Genomic DNA, 19394 nt, shown 5'->3' with positions numbered 1-19394 from the left:
CATGGATGCCATTCCCCACTACCTTTCGCCCGTGAGCATCATCCCCGGCGGATGTCCCCAGTTCCTGGACTTTGCCCTGCCGCTGGAAGCCCTGGGCAAGCACGTCCGCTATTTCTATGAAGAGCTCAAGGGAGAAGGCAGCGGCGGCCGCTATACGCATTTCCTCCACTGTCTGGAGAACCGCGACAACGTCTTCACCGACCAGCTGACCGGCAAGGAATACACGGGCGACACCTATTCCATGCAGGCCGCCAAAGAGCTCAAGACATGGGACGGCCAGTGGCTGCCCGTGCCCTTCCTGCGCACGCTGGAACAGTGCTGGCCCGACGGCGGCAAATGCTTCGAATGCGGTCCCTCCAACTGGGCCCGGGCCCGGGTCATGCCTTCCAGCAAGGACCCGAACATGCTGCGCGTGGTCATCATCTTCGACACCACCGTGGAAGAGCGCCCCGCCGGCGAAGACCGCTATCACGCCCTGTCTCCCCAGGATGTCAGCGCCCACGGGCACTTCATGCTGGCCCACCATGTGCGGGACAATTCCTGGTTCCTCAACGAGGCCTGGGTGGACCAGTGGCTGCTGGAACTGTACACGGCACGCAACCAGGGCAAGCGCCGCGGCGCGGCCTGGGGCGAGGAAGATCCCTATGTGCTCAAGCATCTGGCCAGCTATCTCACCTGGCTGGACATCGTGCGTCTGGCCGTCAAGGACGTGGCCGTGCAGGTCATCAATCCTGCCCGGGACACGCCGGTGGACGTGGACCTGATCCTGGACATCGGCAATTCCCGCACCACGGGCATCCTGGTGGAGACGCCGCCCCAGTGCAGCACCGACCTTAACCAGAGCTATGTGCTGCGCCTGCGCGATTTGAGCCAGCCCGATCTGGAATACGCCGATCCGTTCGAGACCCGGGTGGAATTCGTGGACGCCACCTTCGGCAACGATACCCTGAGCCGCCGCTCCGGCCGCCAGATCCCGGCCTTTGCCTGGCCCTCGGCCGTACGCATCGGTCCCGAGGCGGCACGTCTGGCCACGCAGGCCGTCTGCGCGGAAGGCACCACCGGCATGTCCAGCCCCAAGCGCTACCTGTGGGACGAGCGTCCGTGGCAGCAGACCTGGCGCTACAACACCAGCGGCAACACCGAGCCCATGGTCAACCGCGGCTTGTTCGCCCGCCAGCTCAATCCGCAGGGCACGCCGCTCTCCTGCTTTGACGATCCCCTGTTCCGCCGCAGCCCTTCCCTGAAGAAGCAGCAGCCCGAACCGGTGTTCGAGTCCCTGTTCACGCGCTCTTCGCTGATGATGTTCATGCTGGGCGAGATCCTCACCCAGACGCTCATCACCATCAATTCGCCCGCCACCCGTGCCCGGGGACGGCTGCCCAACCTGCCCCGGCGTCTGCGCCGCCTCATCTTCACCGTGCCCACGGCCATGCCCGTGGCGGAAAAACGCATCTTCCGGCGCTGGGTGCTCTGGGCCGTCAAGGTCATCTGGGAAGGCCTCGGCTGGTCGGAGTGGTATGTGCCGCCGCAGCAGCAGAACAGGATCCGGTCCGGGGATTACCGCACCAGCCCGCTGGTGCGCTGTGACTGGGACGAGGCCAGCTGCTCCCAGCTGGTGCTGCTCTACAACGAGCTTACCGTCAAACAGCACGGGGACGCCCACCACCTGTTCCGCCTGATGGGCAAAAAGCGCGCCCGCTACAACGATCATCCCTGCGTGCGCATCGCGTCCATCGACATCGGCGGCGGCACCACGGACCTGTCCATCACCACCTACGAACTGGCCAGCGGCGAGGGCGACACGGCCCGCATCGTGCCGCATACCGAGTTCCGCGACGGCTTCAACATCGCCGGTGACGAAGTGGCCCGCGAAGTGGTGCTCCAGCACGTCATCCCGGCCGTTTCCGATGCCCTGCAGGCCCGGGGCGTCCAGGAGCCGCGCCTGCTGCTGGCCCAGCTTTTCGGCCGCGATACCATCGGCATGTCGCAGGAGCAGCGCAACACCCGCATCCGCCTGGTACGGCAGGTGGCCCTGCCTGTGGCCCTGGGTTTGCTGCGCGTGTGCGAGCAGGACAGCGACGTCCATCTGGACCAGACCTGCACCCTGGGGGACTTTTTCGAGCCTGCCGTGGGCGACGCCCCGGCAAACGGCCGGATCGGGGAAGAAGAGGCCCCGGCGGAGAGCGGCACGTTCCGCCCCGCCATCCTGGCCCTGCGCCCGCAGCAGTCCACCCTGGATGCCGTGACGGCCCTGGTGCGCGACACGGTGCCCGGTCTGGATGACTTTTCCATCATGGATGTGCCCATCACGGTCAGCCCGCAAAAACTCCAGGCCACCATCCAGCGGACCCTGGCCCCCACGCTCTCGGCCCTTTGCGAGCTGGTGCACCTGTACGATACCGACATGCTGCTGCTGACGGGCCGCCCCAGCGCCTGGAAGGTGGTCGCCTCCACGGTCATGGCCAAGCTGCCCGTGCCGCCGGACCGCATCATCCCCATGCGCCGCTATCATGTGGGCAGCTGGTATCCTTTCCCCGATACGCTGGGCCGCATCCAGGACCCCAAGACCACCGTGGTCGTGGGCGCCATCCTCTGCGCCCTGGCCGAAGGGCATATCGAAGGCTTCTCCTTCGATTCCAACGCGCTGCGTCTGACCTCCACCGCCCGCTATATCGGCGAGCTGGACATCAATACCCAGTTGCGCGCCCCCAAGGTCTGGTTCAAGGTGGATGTGGACGCCAAAAGCGGTGTGGAGCTGAACCGCACCGTGGCCTTCAACGGCCAGCTCGGCATCGGCTACCGCCAGCTGGGGGCCGAACGCTGGCCCGCCACCCGCTATCACCTACTGACCTTCGCCAGTGAAGACGCCCGCGCCCGCGCCTCGGGCCGTCTGCCCTACAAGGTGGACGTCACCCTCAACGTGGCCGAGATGCTGGACGATGAGGACATGCCCGTCAGCAACGGCGAGCGGGAAGAACGCAGCGAAGGGGAATTCAGCATCACCGCCATCACGGACAATGCCGGCAACTTCGTCTCGCCCCGGGATCTGGAGATCCGTCTGCAGACCCTGCCCACGGACGAAGGCTACTGGCTGGATACCGGCGTCGTGAACGCCGCCAACTAGCGACGGACAGACAGGAGCATCATCATGCAGGAACAAGACATTCAGCTGGCAGCGCGCTGTGCCCGTCTGGCGGAACAGTCGCGCCATGCCGCCACCTGGCTGGCCGACAATCGCGAGACCGTGGGCAGCGAATGCACCACGCTGCAAAAAGAGATGCGCCGGGCCGCCCGCTTTTTCGGCAAGTGCGAACAGGCCGCCCGCCGCAAGATGTGTGTGGGCGTCTTCGGCCCCAGCCAGTCCGGCAAATCCTACCTCATCTCGGCTCTGGCCCGCGACAGCCGCGGCGATCTGCTGGCGGACTTCTGCGGCCGGACGTCGGATTTCATCACCGAGATCAATCCCGAAGGCGGCAAGGAATCCACCGGGCTGGTGACCCGCTTCACCACCACGCCGCCCCAGGGGCTGACGCCGGACCTCCCTATCCGGCTGCGCCTGCTCTCCGAGATGGACGTGGTCCGCGTGCTGGCCAATACCTATTATGCCGACTGCGAACACAAGCAGATGCCCGATGCCGACGCCATGCGCTCCGCCCTCGAGCGACTGACCCAGACGGCCCGCCAGTCTTCGCCCGGCGCCAGCAGTGTCACTGCCGATGACGTGGAAGACCTGCGCGAATACCTCAACCGCAACTTTCTCTCCAAGCCGCGCGTCCAGATGCTGCAACAGGGTTACTGGGCGCAGGCCGTCAGCCTGGCCCCCCTGCTGCCCCTGAGCTATCGGGCGGAACTTTTCGGCATCATCTGGAACAACCAGCCAAAATTCCAGCAGCTTTTCCTCGAACTTTGCCAGGCTCTGGAGGCCCTGGGCAACCCGGCCGAGGCCGACTGCCCGCTGGAGGCCCTGCTGCCGCGGCAGACCAGCATCATCGACGTGGCCCTGCTGACCGGGCTGGGGACCAACAGTGCGGAAGACCGCCTGACCCTGCTGGGCAAGGACGGACGCAAGGCCGCCCTGCCCCGTGCCGTGGTCACGGCCCTGACGGCGGAGATCACCATCTTCATGCGGGAACAGCCGGACGACTTCTTCTCCTACACGGACCTGCTGGACTTTCCGGGCTATCGCTCCCGCCTCAAGATCCTGGACCTGGACAAGGAGCTGGAACGCGAAGGCGCGCTGCAGAACCTTTTCCTGCGCGGCAAGGTGGCCTATCTTTTCGAGCGCTATTGCGAAGAGCACGAACTGACCAGCATGCTGCTCTGCATCGGCCCCGGCAACCAGGAGGTGCAGGATCTGCCCCGCGCCGTGTACGACTGGATCTGCTCCACCCACGGCGAGAACCCGGCCCACCGTGCCGGCAAGGCGCCCTCCCTGTTCTTCGTGCTCACCAAAATGGACATGGAGTTCGAGAAAAAAGCCGGCTCGCCTTCCGTGGAACAGCGCTGGAACACGCGCCTGCAGTCCTCCCTGCTGGACTTTTTCGGCAAGCAGCATGACTGGCCCACCAACTGGGACGGCGCGCATCCCTTCCGCAACATCTTCCTGCTGCGCAACCCCAATTTCCGTTGCGAGGCCATCTTCACCTTCGATGCCCAGGGCAACGAGAGCGGTGTCCGTCCCGACCAGATTGCCTATGTGGAAGAAGTGCACCGGGCTTTTGTGGATTCGCCGCTGGTGCGTCGCCATGTGGACGACCCCGAAGCCGTCTGGCAAGCGGCCATGGCGCTCAATGACGGCGGCATCAGCCTGCTGCGCCAGCGTCTGCGCCCCCTCTGCAATCCCGAGCTCAAGCGGCATCAGATCGGTGTGGGGCTGGACGAACAGGCCGAACGCGTCCTGACGGCGCTGGGCGTCTACTACCAGAGCGACGACCGCGAGGAGCTGCGCCGCCAGAAAGAGACCCTGGCCCGCAATCTGGCCGTTTTGCTGGCCCGCGTGGCCCAAAGCCAGACTTTTGGCGAGATGCTCCACCGCCTGCAGGTCAGCGATCACGATCTGTACGCCCTGTGTGCGCAGGTCACCTCCGCCATGCCTGAAGCGGAAAACGGCGGGGCCGCTCCTGCCTCCATCGGTGTGCGCGTCTCGCAACAGGACATTTTGGACGACCTTTTCGGTGATGAAGCCCCTGTGGCCACCGAGATGCCCGGCACAGCACCCGTCACAGGCAAGGACAGCGCGGCCGAACTGGCCGAAGCCGTGTTCGATGCCTGGGTGGAGCAGGTCCGCCAGTTCGCGGCCGACGCGGAGACGCGCACATTCTTTGCCATGCCCGCGCGCGAGTTGGACCAGTTCTGCCACGAGCTGCTGCTTTCGGCCCAGCGCTGCCGGGTGCGCCAGCAGATGGAAGAAGATCTGCGTGCCTGCTCCGCCTACAGCAACCTCGAACGGGAGCGCCTGCTCTGGAAACAGGCCAGTCTGGCCGCCGACGCCATCAACGCCTTCGTGGACTGGCTGGGCTTCGACCCGCGCCATCACAGCGAGCAGGAACGCACCATCATCTTCCGGGACAAGCCCGTGGTCCTTTTCCCGGCCGTCAGCGATCCCGTGGGCGAACCGCTCATCGGTGAAGTGGAAGCGCCCTACGACCGGCAGTGGTATACCGACTGGCTGCGCGCCCTGATGCACGGCATCACCGCCAACGTGGACTTCGACGGCCAGCAGATCCGCAACCCCCAACAGAACAAACGCCTGTATGACATCCTGCAGGCATTCAAAGGATAACGATGAAAGCCATCATTGCCCCTGATGCCGCGCGCACGCCCGGCGTGGCCGTCATCTGCGTGTACGATGCCCCCGGTGCGGGCCCGACCGATGTGGCCATCTATTCGGGCGACGGCAAATACCTGTCCGCTTCCGGCTGGCAGGAAAGCCGCGTCTCCCTGCCCGTGGACGCCCATGATGATGACAGCGGCTGCCTCCGCCTGCAGGTAGGTGCCGCCGTGGTGGACAATCTGGACAAGCTGGAACGCTATCTGTTCATGGCCGGTGACCAGAAGTGCGTCCTCCAGATCCAGGATCTCGTCTATTCCCGCATGCAGGGCGGGGACGGCATGGGACATGCGGCTTCCCCTGCAGCCGCGCCCGCGCCGCAGCCCATGCTGCTCCCCGATCCAGAGCCGGAACCGGCCCCCATGCCAGCACCGGCCCCCGATCCCGAACCGGAAGCGGAGCCTTCGCCGCTGCTGGCCGGAGCGCCGCTGGAGATGGATCAGCCCGCCGCGGAGACGGCGAAAGAAAAAAAATCCTCCGGCAGCCTGCTCTGGATCATCCTGAGTCTCGTCCTGCTGGCCCTGGCCGCTGCCGCGGTCTGGTGGTTCTTCCTGCGGGCCACGCCCCCGCCGCCTCCGCCCATGGCGCCACAAACTCCGGCGACCCGGCAGGAGGCGGCAGCGCCCCAGCAGACGGCACCGGCCGGGACGGAGAAAGCTCCGGCGGCTCCTGCCGCGGTGGCGCCGTTGCAACAGGCCCGCGAGCATCTGCGCGGCACGGCTGATCCCGCCACCAGCCTGGAGCTGGCCCGCCCCCTGCGTATGCCCCAGGCCGGCAACGATGAGAGCGACGCGGCCTTCCTGCTGCTGGAAGACGCTGCCCAGAAAGGCAATGCCGAAGCCATGTTTTTGGTGGGCCAGTTCTATGATCCGCAGTCGAAGCTGCCGCGCGGCAGCATCCCCGCGGACATGAGCCAGGCGAAACACTGGTATGACAATGCCAGGAGCAAGGGCTATGCGGAAGCGGACAAGGCGCTGGCGGCCCTGCGCCGTCATGTGGAAGGCGAGGCCGCCAAGGGCAACGCTGAGGCCTCGCTCCTGCTGCGCGAGTGGAAATAAGGAGAAGACCATGCCCAGAACCTGCATCCGCTTTTTTGCGATTCTGCTGCTCCTGCTGGTGGCCGTGCCTGCCCTGCAGGCGGCCCCCTTGTTGCAGGAAGGCAAGAAGACCCTGTACCAGCGCGTGGTCTCCCACCCCGGCGCCATGCCCCTGAAAGAAGCCCGCGACGGCGCTCCGGCCGCGCGTGAGGCCCTGGTGCCCTTTACCGTGCTCTATGTCTACGCCCGTCAGGGCGACTGGCTGCAGGTGGGCCTTGATACCCGCGCGCCGCTGGGCTGGCTGAAAAAGGATCAGGCCACGGACTGGAACCAGTCCCTGACCCTGCTGTTCACCCCGCGTACCGGCCGTGATCCCGTACTCTTCTTCAAGACGGAAAAAGATCTGAAAGGCCTGTGCGAAGCTGCCGACATGGAAAAGCAGCTGGACAGCCTTGTGGCGGCCGCAGCCGGCGGCAAGGATACGGCCGGCCTGCCCATCCTGGCTTCGGAACCGGCGGAGCAGAAAGGGGCCGTGGCCCAGAAGCGCTTCTACCTCATGCCCATTCTTGGTATGAACCGGGCCTTTGAAGGCGTGAACCTGCTGCAGGTGGCCTCCATCGATCCCGGCAGCAGCCAGTCCGGCGCAGTGGCCGGGCCGCCCAAGACCGGCATCGCCCTGGTCATGGACACGTCCATCTCCATGAAGCCCTATATCGACCAGAGCCGCGACATCATCCGCCAGCTCTATGACCGCCTGGAAAAGGACAAGATGACCGACAATGTGGGCTTTGCCGTGGTGGCCTTCCGCAGCAGTACGGAAAAGACCCCCAAGCTGGGCTACACCTCGCAGGTCATCAGCGATTTTGCCACGGCCAAGGACCGCAAGGCTCTGGAAAGCCGCCTGGCCAAAGTGGAACAGGCGACCGTCTCCAGCCATGACTTCAACGAGGACTCGCTGGCCGGGATCTATACGGCCATCGACTCCCTCAACTGGGGCCCCTATTCCACCCGCCTGATCCTGCTGGTCACGGATGCCGGACCCCTGCGCGGCGATGACCCGTACGCCTCGCAGCGTCTCGGCGCTGCGGAGATGAACGACCTTGCCCGTCAGAAAGGCATCTGGATCACCACCATGCACGTCAAGACGCCCGGCGGCAGCAAGAACCACACCTATGCCGAGCAGGCCTACCGGGCCCTGAGCCGCCTTTCCGGCGATCAGGCCAACTATCAGGCCGTCAACGCCTCCAGCCACAAGGAGGCCGCCCGCCAGTTCGGCATCGTGACGAAGATCCTGACCACCTCCATGGTGGACATGGTCAAGAACACGGCCAGCGGCAAGATCATGACCCGCCCCAAGGACGAGGCCGTGCCCGCCACCGAGGAAGCCCAAGCCCGCCAGCTGGCGGAACGGCTGGGCTACGCCATGCAGCTGGACTATCTGGGCCGCAAGAACGAGAACCGTGCCCCGTCCGTAGTGGATTCCTGGATCGCGGACATGGACCTCAAGCGTCTGGCCCAGGGCCGTCAGGTACCCAGCGTGGAAGTGGCCGTGCTGCTGACCAAGAACCAGCTCAGCGACCTCAGCACCCAGCTGAAGAACATCATCGACAACGCCGAACGGACCAAGAAGACCGATTCGCGCGACTTCTTCCAGGGCATCCTGTCCGCCTCGGCCCGCATGGCCCGCGATCCCAACATGCCCACTCAGGGCAAGAGCCTTGCCGAGCTGGGCGTGCTGGCCGAATTCCTGGACGGCCTGCCCTACAAGAGCGACATCATGCTGCTGCGTGAGGAAGACTGGTACCGCATGAGCATCGGCGAGCAGACGGCCTTCATCAACCGCCTCAAGTCCCGGCTGGCCCGCTACGAAGAATACGATCGCGACAGGGAAAACTGGGAAAGTTTCGGACAGAGCAACGCCGGGGACTGGGTCTACCGCGTGCCGCTGTCCATGTTGCCGTAAGCCGGGGGAAGCATGGAAAATACGGTCTTCTCCCTGCGCGATCTGCATGTCGTCCGCCCGGGCGCGGGCGCGTTCCGCCTGCATGTCCGCAGCCTGGACGTGCGTCAGGGGCAGCTGCTGGCCCTGACGGGCCCCAGCGGCTGCGGCAAAAGTACGGCCCTGGACGTGCTGGCCGGCATCCTGCGGCCCGACAGCGGCGACGGCTCCCGCTTCCTGCTGCGCACCGCCGATGGCGAGACGGACATGCTGGCCCTGTGGCGGGTGGGCCGTCTCGATGCCCTGGCCCGTCTGCGCGGCAAACATCTGGGCTATGTGCTCCAGACAGGCGGCCTGCTGCCCTTCCTTTCGGCCCGCGACAACATCCTGCTCCCCTGCCGCTGTCTGGGGAGCATGGGATGCCGTCTGGAGGCGGTCTGGAACATGGCCACGGCCCTGGGCATAGACCGACTGCTGCTGCAGATGCCCGCCAGCCTTTCCGTGGGCGAACGCCAGCGTGTTGCCATCGCCCGCGCCCTGGCCCACGGGCCCGCCATCGTGCTGGCGGACGAACCTACGGCCGCGCTGGATCCGGACCAGTCCCGCAAGGTCCTGGGCATCTTTGCCGATCTGGCCCGACAGCAGGGGACCACGGTGATCATGGTCTCCCACGATCCGCAGATGGCCCGGGAGGCCGGGTTCACGCTGGTGCCCCTGGCCTGCTCCACTACGGAGGAGGGCCCCCTTTCCGTCATCGACCATCCCCAACGGTAACGCCATGCATACCCTTGTACAGATCTGCCACCTTTCCCTGCGGGATTACCTGCACGAGCGTCTGCTCTCCGCCTGTGCCGTCCTGGGGCTGGCGGCCGTCCTGGCGCCGCTGCTGATCCTTTTCGGCGTCAAATTCGGCGTGGTGGAGACCCTGACCGAACGCCTGCGCAGCGACCCCGCCACGCTGGAGATCTCCCCCGTGGGCAGCGGACACTTTTCCGCCGCCGATATGGACCGGTGGCGCGACGATGGCCGGGTGGCCTTCGTCATGCCCCGAACCCGCACCCTGGCCGCCACGGTGGAGCTGTTGCCGGAGCGGGGCACGCCCCTGCACGTCTCCATGGAGCCCACCGGCCATGAAGATCCCCTGCTGGCCCGCCATACCCTGCCGGTACCGGCCCTGCTGCTGGACAGCGAGGACGATCCCGACCACCCGGGCCGCCTGCGTACCCGGGCCGCTGCCAGCGGTGTCGTGCTTTCCGCGCCCGTGGCCGAACGACTGGGCCTGCGGGCGGGCGACCAGTTGACGGGCAGGCTCGAACGCACCCGCAACGGCAAGGTGCAGGCCGTGCGCCTGCCGCTCAAGGTCATTGGCGTACTGCCCCTGGCCGCCCAGCAAAAAAATGTGGCCTATGTTCCCCTGCCCTTCCTGGAAGCGGCGGAAGATTACCGCGACGGGCGCGCCGTGCCCCTGTTTGGCCCGGAACATGCCGCGGACGGCGACCAGCCGCCTGCCGAACGCCTGTATGCGGGCTTCCGCCTGTACGCCCGCAGTCTGGATGACGTGGCGCCCCTGCGGGACTTTTTCCAGCAGCAGGGCATCACCGTCCATACCGAGGCCGAGGCCATCGATCAGGTCAGGCGCCTTTCCACGTCCCTGGACATCATTTTCCTGCTCATCGGCGGCGCCGCTGCCGCGGGCTTCACGGCCTCCACGACCAGCAGCACCCTGGCCGCCGTCCGGCGCAAGCAGCGGCTCCTCGGCCTGCTCCGTCTGGGAGGTTTTTCCACGCTGGAGCTTTTGCTGTTCCCCCTGTTGCAGGCCCTGCTCACGGCCGTGCTGGGCACGGGACTGGCGCTGGGGCTCTACGCGGCTGCCCAGGGCGTGGTCAACCGCATCTTTGCCGCCGGTCTCGACGATATGGAGCATGTCTGCCGCCTGTTGCCGGAACATGCCGTCGTGACCCTGGTACTGGTCTGCCTGCTCTCCCTGCTGGCAGCCCTGCTGCCGTCCCTGCGCGGGGCGCGTACCGAACCTTCGGAGGTCATCCGTGAGATCTAGGCTGTTCTCTTCGCTCCTCTTCCTCCTGCTGCTGGCGGCCCTGCCGGCAGCGCCCGCCGACGCCGCCCTGGCCAAACGGGGCGGTGAGGTCTCCACGGCCGATGCCTGCAACCCGCACCCGGACAAGGACGATATCGTCCTGCCCATGCCCGGCGGGCTGAGCGTGGCCTTCCGCCTGGTGGCCGTTCCCAGCAAAGGCCTGCTCTGGGACATGTCCGCCCGGCCCGGCCGCGATGATGCCGCCAACAGCGACCGTGCCTTTTACGACCGCCGCTACCAGGCCTTCCTCTCCGCGCCCTTCTCCCGGGCCGACCTGCCCGCCCAGTGGCGTGCCCAGGCCCCGGCAGGCGACTACTTTTTCTATCTGATGGCCAAATATGAAGTGAGCCGCCTGCAATGGCAGAGCATCATGGGCAACGGTACGGGAGAGCCTGTGGCGGATGCGGCCCGGCCTGTGACAGACATCAGCTGGTATGAGGCCGTGGAGTTCACCCGCCGCTACACGGAGTGGCTGCTGCAGAATGCCGCCGATGCCCTGCCCCATTACGCCGGGGACAGCCGTAATGTGGGCTTTGTGCGCCTGCCCACGGAAACCGAATGGGAGTACGCGGCCCGCGGCGGTCAGACGGCCGGGCCCGAACAGCTGATGGAAAAGGATTTCTTTGCCCTGCCTGCGGGCGCTCCTCTGGCCGATTATGCGGTCTACCGTCCCGAAGGCGCGGCCCGTATCGCCGAAGATTGCGCCCGTATCGGCTCGCGCAAAGCCAACCCGCTGGGCCTGTATGATACGGCGGGCAATGCGGCCGAGATGGCGCTGGACATGTTCCGCTTCTCCGTGGGCGGCCGCCTGCACGGCTCCGCCGGCGGTTTTGTCCGCAAGGGCGGCTCCTTCCTTTCCGGCGAGGCGGAGATCATGCCCGGCCGTCGTGAGGAAAGCGCCTTCTTCCTGGCGGATGGCCCCGCACACGCCCGTGACCTGGGCTTCCGCCCGGTCATTTCCGGCATCAACACCCCGGGCGGCGACCGGCCTTCGGCCCTGCAACAGTCCTGGAACGCCGCGGGCCAGAGCAATCCCCTGGCCCGTGATGCCAGCCGCAATCCCCTGGAAGAACTGGACAGGCTCCTTGCCGCCGCACCTGACGACAACAGCCGCAAAAACCTGCTGACCCTGCGCGAGGCCATCAAGGAAAACAACATCCTGCAGGAACAGCAGCAACAGCTGGAGATGCAGTCCACCCTGCGCACGGCCGTCTACATGCTGGAGACCATCCGCAACTACGCCAGCCGCCGCAATTCCCTGCAAAGCCAGTACGACAGCATGAAGCGGGACAGCCGGACCGCCAAGGGCGAGACACTTGCCGCCCTGCGCCGGATCATGAAAACGGCCGAACAGGGGCTGGAGCAGTTCCAGACAGGCATCGACCGCTCCCTGTCCTTCTACCGGACCCGTGTGGAAGAGGCCGCCCGCTTGGACAAGAACGATTTCGAGCGGGCGCTTGCCAGCCTGCTCAAGGATTACGCGGGGGAAGACCTGTTCAACGAGAACATGCGCCGCAATGCGGAGCTGCTGCGCCGTCATGTCCAGAGTGCACGGGCAGGCAGGCTCCCCGCAGACAAAGCCATGCTGCAGGAGATCCTGCAGGCACGCACCGGCAAATAAGCCCAGGCACTGTGCCTGGTCACATTCACGCCGCCATCGCGGCAAGCAACAGAGGAGATGAGCCAATGAACGACAAATTGCGCCTCGGCTGGATCGGCACCGGTGTCATGGGTCACGCCATGGCCGGGCATCTGCTGGCTTCCGGCTATCCGCTGACTGTTTACAACCGCACCAAAGCCCGCGCTGAAGGGCTGCTGGCCTGCGGTGCCCGCTGGGCCGACACGCCTCAGGAAGTGGCCCGGAATTCCGATGTCGTCTTCTCCATCGTGGGCTATCCGCGTGACGTGGAAGAAGTGATGCTGGGCGAACAGGGCGCGCTGTCCGGCCTGGCCGAGGGCGGCATCCTCTGCGATATGACCACCTCCAGCCCCGAACTGGCCCGGCGCATCGCCGAAGCCGCTGCCGCCAAGGGCTGCATCAGTCTGGATGCGCCTGTCACGGGCGGTGACATCGGTGCGCGTGAAGCACGCCTGTCCATCTTTGTGGGCGGCGACAAGGAAGCCTTCGAGCGTGTGCGTCCCTGCTTCGAAGTCATGGGCAAGACCATCCTGCACTGCGGTGATTCCGGCAGCGGCCAAAAGGCCAAGCTGGCCAATCAGGTAGCCATCGCCGGGGTCATGTTCAGTGTTTGCGAATCCATGCTCTTTGCGCAGGAAGCTGGTCTGGACGTGAAGCAGTGGCTGGAGCTGGTGGTTCCCGGCGGTGCGGGCAGTGTGGCCATGGGGACCCTGGGCCGCCGCCTGCTGGGATGTGACTACGCCCCCGGTTTCTTCGTGGACCATTTCGTCAAGGACCTGGGTCTCTGCCTGGAAGAATGCAAGCGCATGGGCCTGGTACTGCCCGGCCTTGCGCTGTCCGAACAGATCTACCGCATGGCCCAGGCCAAGGGCCACGGCAAGGACGGGACGCAGGTCCTGCTGCAGGTGCTTGCCGAGCTCTCCGGCAAACAGTGGCGGCCCCACGCCTAGACGGTTACAGAGGATACGCGGGGGAAGGCCTGCCTTCCCCTGTTTCCGCTTTTCCCTATGACTTCCCTGAAACAGCGGACATGCCCAGTTTTAGGAAAGAGGAACGAGCCCGACCTGATCGCCCTGCTGCTGGCAAAGTGGATTCGGGAGCTCCGGCATATTTTTGGGGGGCAGCTGATGTTTTTTGTTGACATCATCAGGGAAGGCGCGTAGAAGACTTTTCTTGTGTCGGGATGTAGCGCAGTCTGGGAGCGCACTTGAATGGGGTTCAAGGGGTCGAAGGTTCAAATCCTTTCATCCCGACCAGAAAGCAGAAACCCCAAGGGATCTACGGAAACGTGGATCCCTTTTCTGTTTTTGGGATCTGCCCTTTCCCTCTTTCCGGTGTTCCGGCTTGCCGGTCATTTCGCCAAGCCGGACCACACGGGACAAACTTTCCCCGCCGTTCCCCGAATCATGGGGATGGTATCGGCCCTGGCCGACCTGGCAGACAGCAGACAAATCCATTGTCCACAAACAAAAACGCCACGAAGGTATCCTCCGTGGCGTTTTTCGTATGTGCAAAACATCCGGGATCGGCAAACAGCCGCCATGCTTTCGGCAACTCCGCTGTCCCTCTGTCTGCAGGAACAAAAACTTCTAGGGACGGCCCTCGCGTTCCACTTCGCCTACCCAGCGGGAAAGGCGCGTGCGGGAATAGCGGTCTTCGGCTCCATCCAGCTTTTTGAATCCCTTGATGTTGGCCTCCAGCCAGGCCTTGTCCGTCATCAGGATCTCGCAGGCCTTGCGGGCCCGCTGCTGAAAGGCATTGAGGGCGGCACCGTCAAAGGCGATGTCCCTTACCTGGGCTTCCGGGACAGGTTCATGATATTCCATGATGACCTGGGTCTTGCGGAAGTTCAGCAGCAGCTTTGCCCTGTACGCAAGACAGGCGGCATGATCCGTACAAAACGGATCGCTGTCGCCGTCCAGCTGCATAAGGCTTTCGTAAAGGGTCTCTCCCTTATAGGCATACTGCTGCGCCCGGATGGCCGGGAACGCCGGATGATGCGCGGCCTCCCACTCCCAGGTACCTTCCGTGTCCGCCACGGCCGTCACCAGAGTGCCGGTACCGTTACCGTAGACAGCGAACCAGATACGGGCATCCCCATCCACCGAATGCCGCGTTTTGGGACGCAGAGTCCGGTTCCCCAGGCCTTGCAGCCGCATGTCCGCAGCCGGAACAAAGGTGAAGGCAGGACGGGCACGGGAAACGATGACCGTCTGGTCTGACGGGGCCAGCTGGCCCGCTCCCCGCAAAGGAGGTTGTCCCCTCATAAAGAAAACAAAAACAGCCACAGCAATGATGGCAACAACTATCAGCAGGATTTTCATGGTTCCTCCAGAGCGCTTGGCAGACCGGAGCCATACGTCCGCCGCAAGCATGTTAACCGCATCCACGACGGAGCAAAAGCCCTGTCGCGCAGAGGTTCGGATCCGGGCAGAGAGCCTGCAACAGCAAATCTTACCCCCTAAAAACAGAAAAGGGATCTACGTTTCCGTAGATCCCTTGGGGTTTCTGCTTTCTGGTCGGGATGAAAGGATTTGAACCTTCGACCCCTTGAACCCCATTCAAGTGCGCTCCCAGACTGCGCTACATCCCGACGCGAAGATGTAGATAGACGAAGACAGCAGGCTTGTCAATAAAAACATCACATTTTTTCAAAATAGCTATCTCCGCCCTTCTGTGCAAAAAATGGCAAGGCTGTCGACCGGAGGTCTCCATTCCTCCACCCTGCAGGGGCACGCCCCGTGCTGACCATGCCGGCAGGAGCTGATCGCGCCTCTTCATATGATAGAGGTCCGCATGCAGCCTGCCGCATCTCCCTGCGGCAGCCTGCTGTCCGCATCCCTCATGTCGCACAAGCGATAAAGAAAGGCACCGCCGCACGCCACTTCCGGAAGAGATGGCCCGGAGTGCAAGGCGAAGCTCATATGCCCTGCCGTATCCTCCAGGACAGGCTTTTCCCACCTGCCTGCCCTCAGGGCGAAAACAGGGCCGAATCCTCAGGCGCCCAAAAACAGAAAAGGGACCTACGTTTCCGTAGATCCCTTGGGGTTTCTGCTTTCTGGTCGGGATGAAAGGATTTGAACCTTCGACCCCTTGAACCCCATTCAAGTGCGCTCCCAGACTGCGCTACATCCCGACGCGAGAAAAAGAAGTACGCTCGACCAGCCTCTTTGTCAACATAAAATTCTTTTGAGAAAAAAATTTTTTGCTTTTGTGAAATTTTAGGGCAATTTCTGCCGTTTTCGTTACATTGTGAAGCATTTCTCAGCCCTTACGAACATCCGGACACATTGCCAACTTATTGATTTCCATTAACTTTCAAATGTATTTTTGCCTGATGGAACTCCACGGAGCTTGTTTTTTTCTTCTTTTGCCAGAATATTTTTCATAAAAACCAAGCATTCACCTGCATTGACAAAAAAAATTTCCTGTGTAGAAGACAGATGGCCGCGCAGCCTGGGGGGTCAGGGTGCCGGCTGGATTTTCCGGTTCCCCCTACTTGTGTCACATATTATTTCATAGTATGTCACACGGAAGGGATTTTTTCACCAGGTTGAGAAACCTGTAATCAGGAGGTTGGATATGACAACCAAATCAGCCTTTAATGAAGACAAAGTAGCCCTGCTGCTTGGCTGCATTATCTTCATCTTGGGCCTTGGCAAGTTCGCTGGACTGGATCTCCTTGGCTGGGTGGTAAAAATCGGCATGTGGGTCGATAGCCCCGTCGATGCCTGGAAGCCCGCTACCAAGGGCATGATGGCCGGCTGGCAGTCCCTGCTGGCTACCTATGTGTTTGTGACCGGTCTGCTGGCTATCGGCGTCAAACTGATGAAGGGCAACGTGGGCCGCTTCGTGGGATCCTTCACCGTGATCTTCTTCATCGCCATCGCCTGCTACACCGCCGGCGCCAACGCCTACATCGCTGCTAACCCCACTCAGCTGGCTAAGCAGGGTATTCCGTGGGCTCTGGGCCTGAGCACCGAAGCCGGCCTGATCGCCGCTCTGGTCATGGGCATCCTGATCAGTAACTTTGCCCCCAGCGTTGCTGACTCTCTGCGCGATGCCTGCCGCCCCGAGCTGTTCGTTAAGATCGCCATCGTGGTTCTGGGTGCCGAACTGGGCGTGAAGGCCGCTGATGCCGCCGGTTTTGCTGGCCACATCATCTTCCGAGGCCTGTGCGCCATTGTTGAAGCTTACCTGCTGTACTGGGCCGTGGTTTACTACGTTGCCCGTAAGTACTTCAAGTTCAACAAGGAATGGGCCGCTCCTCTGGCTTCCGGTATCTCCATCTGCGGTGTGTCCGCCGCTATCGCCACTGGTGGCGCCATCCGCGCCCGGCCGGTGGTCCCGATCATGGTTTCTTCCCTGGTCGTTGTGTTCACCTGCATTGAAATGCTGATCCTGCCCTTCATCGCTCAGACCTTCCTGTACACCGAGCCCATGGTGGCCGGCGGCTGGATGGGCCTGGCCGTGAAGTCCGACGGTGGTGCTATCGCTTCCGGTGCCATCACCGAATCCCTGATCCTGGCCAAGATGGCCGGTCTGGGCACTGAATGGGAACCCGGCTGGATCGTGATGGTGACCACCACCGTCAAGATCTTCATCGACATGTTCATCGGTATCTGGGCTCTGGTCTTGGCCTACATCTGGACGGCCAAGTTCGACAAGACCCGTGGCGACCGCACCATGACCTGGGGCGACGTCATGGACCGCTTCCCCCGCTTCGTGCTGGGTTACCTGGGTACCTTCCTGGTCCTGCTCATCGTCTGCCTGAGCACGCCTGAACTGCACAAGGTCGGCAAGGCCATGTCCGGCGCCATGAACGGCTTCCGCGTCATCTTCTTCCTGATGACCTTCTTCAGCATCGGTATGGTTTCCAACTTCCGCAAGCTGATGGAAGAAGGCATCGGCCGCCTGGCCATCGTGTACATCGTCTGCCTGTTCGGCTTCATCATCTGGGTCGGTCTGTTCATTTCCTACGCCTTCTTCCATGGCATGACCCCGCCGGTGGTTGGCGCCTAGTTTAAAGGAGAACAATGATGGAAGACAAAGAAGTCAAATTCCACGAAGAAGTCCAGAAGATGGAATACGAGCCCCTGGATGAGACTGAAATGAAGCTCATCCACTGGAGCTGGGGCCTGGGCGTGGGTCTGCTGGTGGTGCTGTTCCTCATCAGCAAGTTCGTGATGACCACCCACTAGACCTCGGGCTGCTAAACACGTAATAAGGATGCCGGGAAGGGCCTGCGCCCTTCCCGGCTCTTGCGTACAAAGGACAAATATCATGCCGCGTTATCATCTGCGTTACCTTAAGGGCCCCAACTATACCCTGAACCTGGAGTATGACGGCATCGTGGAAGCCTCTTCCTTTGAGGAAGCCCTGCGTCCCCATACCGACTGGCCCATTACGGAAAGCTACGACCATGCCACGGCTACGGCCTGGAATCCCGGTACCTGCATGTATTATCAGGAAATGTGGGAAGCTGCCCTGCTTCCCGATGCTGACAAGGGACAGCAAAGCTAGCACCGCACGGAGCTGACGCCTGCAAGGGGAGGACTGACAGAGACTCCCCTTGCGGTGGGATGCGCTCCTCATCCCTTTCCCCTCACCTGCCACAGGGCGGCCGGACAGCTTTCATGAACATCTCAGCCACGTCACCTCTCGTTTCTGTCCTGCTCCTGCTGGTCTCCATGTCTTCCATCCAGGCCAGCGCCTCGCTTGCCAAAACCATCTTTCCCCTGGTGGGCCCGGCCGGCACCACAGCCTTGCGCCTGCTGGTGGCCTCCGCCATCCTGCTTGTGGTGATGCGCCCCTGGAAAAAAGCCATCCCCCGCAGTGCCTGGAAGGTCATCGCCGTTTTCGGACTGGCCACGGCAAGCATGAACCTCTGCTTTTACGAAGCCCTGAGCCGTATCCCGCTGGGGGTCGCCGTCGGTCTGGAATTCACCGGCCCCCTGACGGTAGCCATGCTCTCTTCCCGCCGCCTGGTGGACTTCATCTGGGTCATCCTGGCCGCAGCCGGTCTCGCCATCCTGCTGCCCCTGCGCCAGAGCGCGGACAACATCGATCCGCTGGGTGCGGTGCTTGCCCTCTGTTCCGGCGTCTGCTGGGCGCTCTACATCATCTTCGGCAAAAAGGCAGGCAGCAGTCTGGACAAGTCCTGCGTGGCCCTGGCAATGCTCGTGGGCAGCTGCGCCATTTTCCCTGTAGGCCTGGCCTCCTCCGGCATGGATCTGTTCAGGCCCGAGATCCTGCCCCTGGCCCTGATCCTGGGTATTTTTTCCTCTGCCCTGCCCTACGGTGTCGAGATCATCGCACTGAAAAACCTGCCTTCGCGCACGTTCAGCATCCTCATGAGCCTGGAGCCTGCGCTTGCAGCCCTTTCCGGATTCCTCTTTCTGGGCGAACAGCTGAGCCTTGCCCAGTGGGCAGCCCTCTCGGCCATCATCAGTGCGTCCATCGGCTCCACACTGACCATCAAAAAGCAATAACGCAACGCCGCCCATACGGGGAAGCATCCTTTTCGGCCATCGACAGGAACGGCGTACTTCCCCCACCGGCATCCCTTCCTCACCTGATGGCTCATAAGGCCTCGTCTTTTCCCGGACGTGCCTCTCTACGGGCGTCCTTTGCCAGAGGGCACTGCCTTCTTCCTCTACCGACTCTCCGATCAGGCCCCGGCATAACGGGGGGAACATCTGCGTACCAGCAGGCTAACGCCCATCAGAACCACCCGCAAAGCGGGTGGTTTGCTCTGGCCCTGTAAGGGCCTGTTACCGGCTGCGCCTAAAGACGCTGGCTTTCACTCTGTTCAAGCCCAGTGCCCTTGCCGCCTTGGCTACCCCTTAAAGGGG

General features: G+C 63.3%; 13 protein-coding genes and 3 tRNA genes. 13 read left to right on the top strand and 3 right to left on the bottom strand.

The window, feature by feature from the left end; all coding sequences use genetic code 11:
* The first annotated feature begins 1 nt into the window (after nt 1).
* The 9 genes from ACQRCJ_RS02305 (at nt 2) to ACQRCJ_RS02265 (ending at nt 13796) form a co-directional block, all read left to right on the top strand.
* Nucleotides 2–3124, top strand: coding sequence for a virulence factor SrfB (locus ACQRCJ_RS02305; RefSeq protein WP_427799287.1), 3123 nt, complete (start codon nt 2–4; stop codon nt 3122–3124).
* Between the two features lie 24 nt (nt 3125–3148).
* Complete coding sequence (locus ACQRCJ_RS02300; RefSeq protein WP_427799286.1) at nt 3149–5782, top strand: virulence factor SrfC family protein; 2634 nt, start codon at nt 3149–3151, stop codon at nt 5780–5782.
* A gap of 2 nt (nt 5783–5784) precedes the next feature.
* Entirely contained in the window at nt 5785–6888 is a 1104-nt protein-coding gene (locus ACQRCJ_RS02295; protein WP_427799285.1) for a sel1 repeat family protein, read from the top strand.
* Between the two features lie 10 nt (nt 6889–6898).
* Nucleotides 6899–8830 (top strand): vWA domain-containing protein, encoded by a 1932-nt coding sequence (locus ACQRCJ_RS02290; protein WP_303956161.1) that lies wholly within the window; start codon nt 6899–6901, stop codon nt 8828–8830.
* A 12-nt stretch (nt 8831–8842) separates the two neighbouring features.
* Nucleotides 8843–9580 (top strand): ABC transporter ATP-binding protein, encoded by a 738-nt coding sequence (locus tag ACQRCJ_RS02285; RefSeq protein ID WP_168935942.1) that lies wholly within the window; start codon nt 8843–8845, stop codon nt 9578–9580.
* Nucleotides 9581–9584: 4 nt separating this feature from the next.
* A complete protein-coding gene (locus tag ACQRCJ_RS02280; protein ID WP_303956159.1) occupies nt 9585–10862 on the top strand; it encodes an ABC transporter permease in 1278 nt (425 codons plus the stop codon).
* The gene (locus tag ACQRCJ_RS02275) at nt 10852–12522 is read left to right on the top strand and encodes a formylglycine-generating enzyme family protein (RefSeq protein ID WP_427799284.1); all 1671 of its coding nucleotides are present in this window, start codon (nt 10852–10854) and stop codon (nt 12520–12522) included. The genes ACQRCJ_RS02280 and ACQRCJ_RS02275 overlap by 11 nt, the downstream gene beginning before the upstream one ends.
* A 65-nt stretch (nt 12523–12587) precedes the next feature.
* A complete protein-coding gene (locus ACQRCJ_RS02270) occupies nt 12588–13490 on the top strand; it encodes an NAD(P)-dependent oxidoreductase (protein ID WP_168935945.1) in 903 nt (300 codons plus the stop codon).
* Nucleotides 13491–13719: 229 nt separating this feature from the next.
* Nucleotides 13720–13796 (top strand) — tRNA-Pro (locus ACQRCJ_RS02265).
* Between the two features lie 333 nt (nt 13797–14129).
* On the opposite strand, the gene ACQRCJ_RS02260 is transcribed toward ACQRCJ_RS02265, so the two are convergent.
* From ACQRCJ_RS02260 to ACQRCJ_RS02250, 3 genes are all read right to left on the bottom strand, one after another.
* Nucleotides 14130–14864: a DUF4851 domain-containing protein gene (locus ACQRCJ_RS02260; RefSeq protein ID WP_168935946.1), complete on the bottom strand. Its 735-nt coding sequence runs from the start codon at nt 14862–14864 to the stop codon at nt 14130–14132.
* A gap of 192 nt (nt 14865–15056) precedes the next feature.
* Nucleotides 15057–15133: transfer RNA gene (locus ACQRCJ_RS02255), tRNA-Pro, on the bottom strand.
* A 466-nt stretch (nt 15134–15599) separates the two neighbouring features.
* A tRNA-Pro gene (locus tag ACQRCJ_RS02250) sits at nt 15600–15676 on the bottom strand.
* 446 nt (nt 15677–16122) lie between these two features.
* On the opposite strand from ACQRCJ_RS02250, the gene ACQRCJ_RS02245 reads away from it, so the two are divergent.
* The 4 genes from ACQRCJ_RS02245 (at nt 16123) to ACQRCJ_RS02230 (ending at nt 19031) form a co-directional block, all read left to right on the top strand.
* Nucleotides 16123–17562 (top strand): putative sulfate exporter family transporter, encoded by a 1440-nt coding sequence (locus ACQRCJ_RS02245; protein WP_168935947.1) that lies wholly within the window; start codon nt 16123–16125, stop codon nt 17560–17562.
* 14 nt (nt 17563–17576) lie between these two features.
* The gene (locus ACQRCJ_RS02240) at nt 17577–17741 is read left to right on the top strand and encodes a hypothetical protein (RefSeq protein ID WP_006005257.1); all 165 of its coding nucleotides are present in this window, start codon (nt 17577–17579) and stop codon (nt 17739–17741) included.
* Between the two features lie 82 nt (nt 17742–17823).
* The gene (locus ACQRCJ_RS02235) at nt 17824–18063 is read left to right on the top strand and encodes a hypothetical protein (protein WP_006005256.1); all 240 of its coding nucleotides are present in this window, start codon (nt 17824–17826) and stop codon (nt 18061–18063) included.
* Between the two features lie 113 nt (nt 18064–18176).
* Complete coding sequence (locus ACQRCJ_RS02230) at nt 18177–19031, top strand: EamA family transporter (protein ID WP_168935948.1); 855 nt, start codon at nt 18177–18179, stop codon at nt 19029–19031.
* The last annotated feature ends 363 nt before the right edge of the window (nt 19032–19394 follow it).

This window comes from Desulfovibrio sp. SGI.102 (assembly GCF_050314315.1).
In the GTDB taxonomy this organism is placed as follows: domain Bacteria; phylum Desulfobacterota; class Desulfovibrionia; order Desulfovibrionales; family Desulfovibrionaceae; genus Desulfovibrio.
The sequence above is the reverse complement of the archived record's forward strand: the minus strand, read 5'-3'. Positions and strand labels throughout refer to the sequence as shown.

Coding starts and splice junctions, on each gene's coding strand:
- ACQRCJ_RS02245 (WP_168935947.1), top strand. CDS start 16,123: ATGACAACCAAATCAGCCTTTAATGAAGACAAAGTAGCCCTGCTGCTT.
- ACQRCJ_RS02305 (WP_427799287.1), top strand. CDS start 2: ATGGATGCCATTCCCCACTACCTTTCGCCCGTGAGCATCATCCCCGGC.
- ACQRCJ_RS02235 (WP_006005256.1), top strand. CDS start 17,824: ATGCCGCGTTATCATCTGCGTTACCTTAAGGGCCCCAACTATACCCTG.
- ACQRCJ_RS02290 (WP_303956161.1), top strand. CDS start 6,899: ATGCCCAGAACCTGCATCCGCTTTTTTGCGATTCTGCTGCTCCTGCTG.
- ACQRCJ_RS02270 (WP_168935945.1), top strand. CDS start 12,588: ATGAACGACAAATTGCGCCTCGGCTGGATCGGCACCGGTGTCATGGGT.
- ACQRCJ_RS02295 (WP_427799285.1), top strand. CDS start 5,785: ATGAAAGCCATCATTGCCCCTGATGCCGCGCGCACGCCCGGCGTGGCC.
- ACQRCJ_RS02240 (WP_006005257.1), top strand. CDS start 17,577: ATGATGGAAGACAAAGAAGTCAAATTCCACGAAGAAGTCCAGAAGATG.
- ACQRCJ_RS02230 (WP_168935948.1), top strand. CDS start 18,177: ATGAACATCTCAGCCACGTCACCTCTCGTTTCTGTCCTGCTCCTGCTG.
- ACQRCJ_RS02300 (WP_427799286.1), top strand. CDS start 3,149: ATGCAGGAACAAGACATTCAGCTGGCAGCGCGCTGTGCCCGTCTGGCG.
- ACQRCJ_RS02280 (WP_303956159.1), top strand. CDS start 9,585: ATGCATACCCTTGTACAGATCTGCCACCTTTCCCTGCGGGATTACCTG.
- ACQRCJ_RS02285 (WP_168935942.1), top strand. CDS start 8,843: ATGGAAAATACGGTCTTCTCCCTGCGCGATCTGCATGTCGTCCGCCCG.
- ACQRCJ_RS02260 (WP_168935946.1), bottom strand. CDS start 14,864: ATGAAAATCCTGCTGATAGTTGTTGCCATCATTGCTGTGGCTGTTTTT.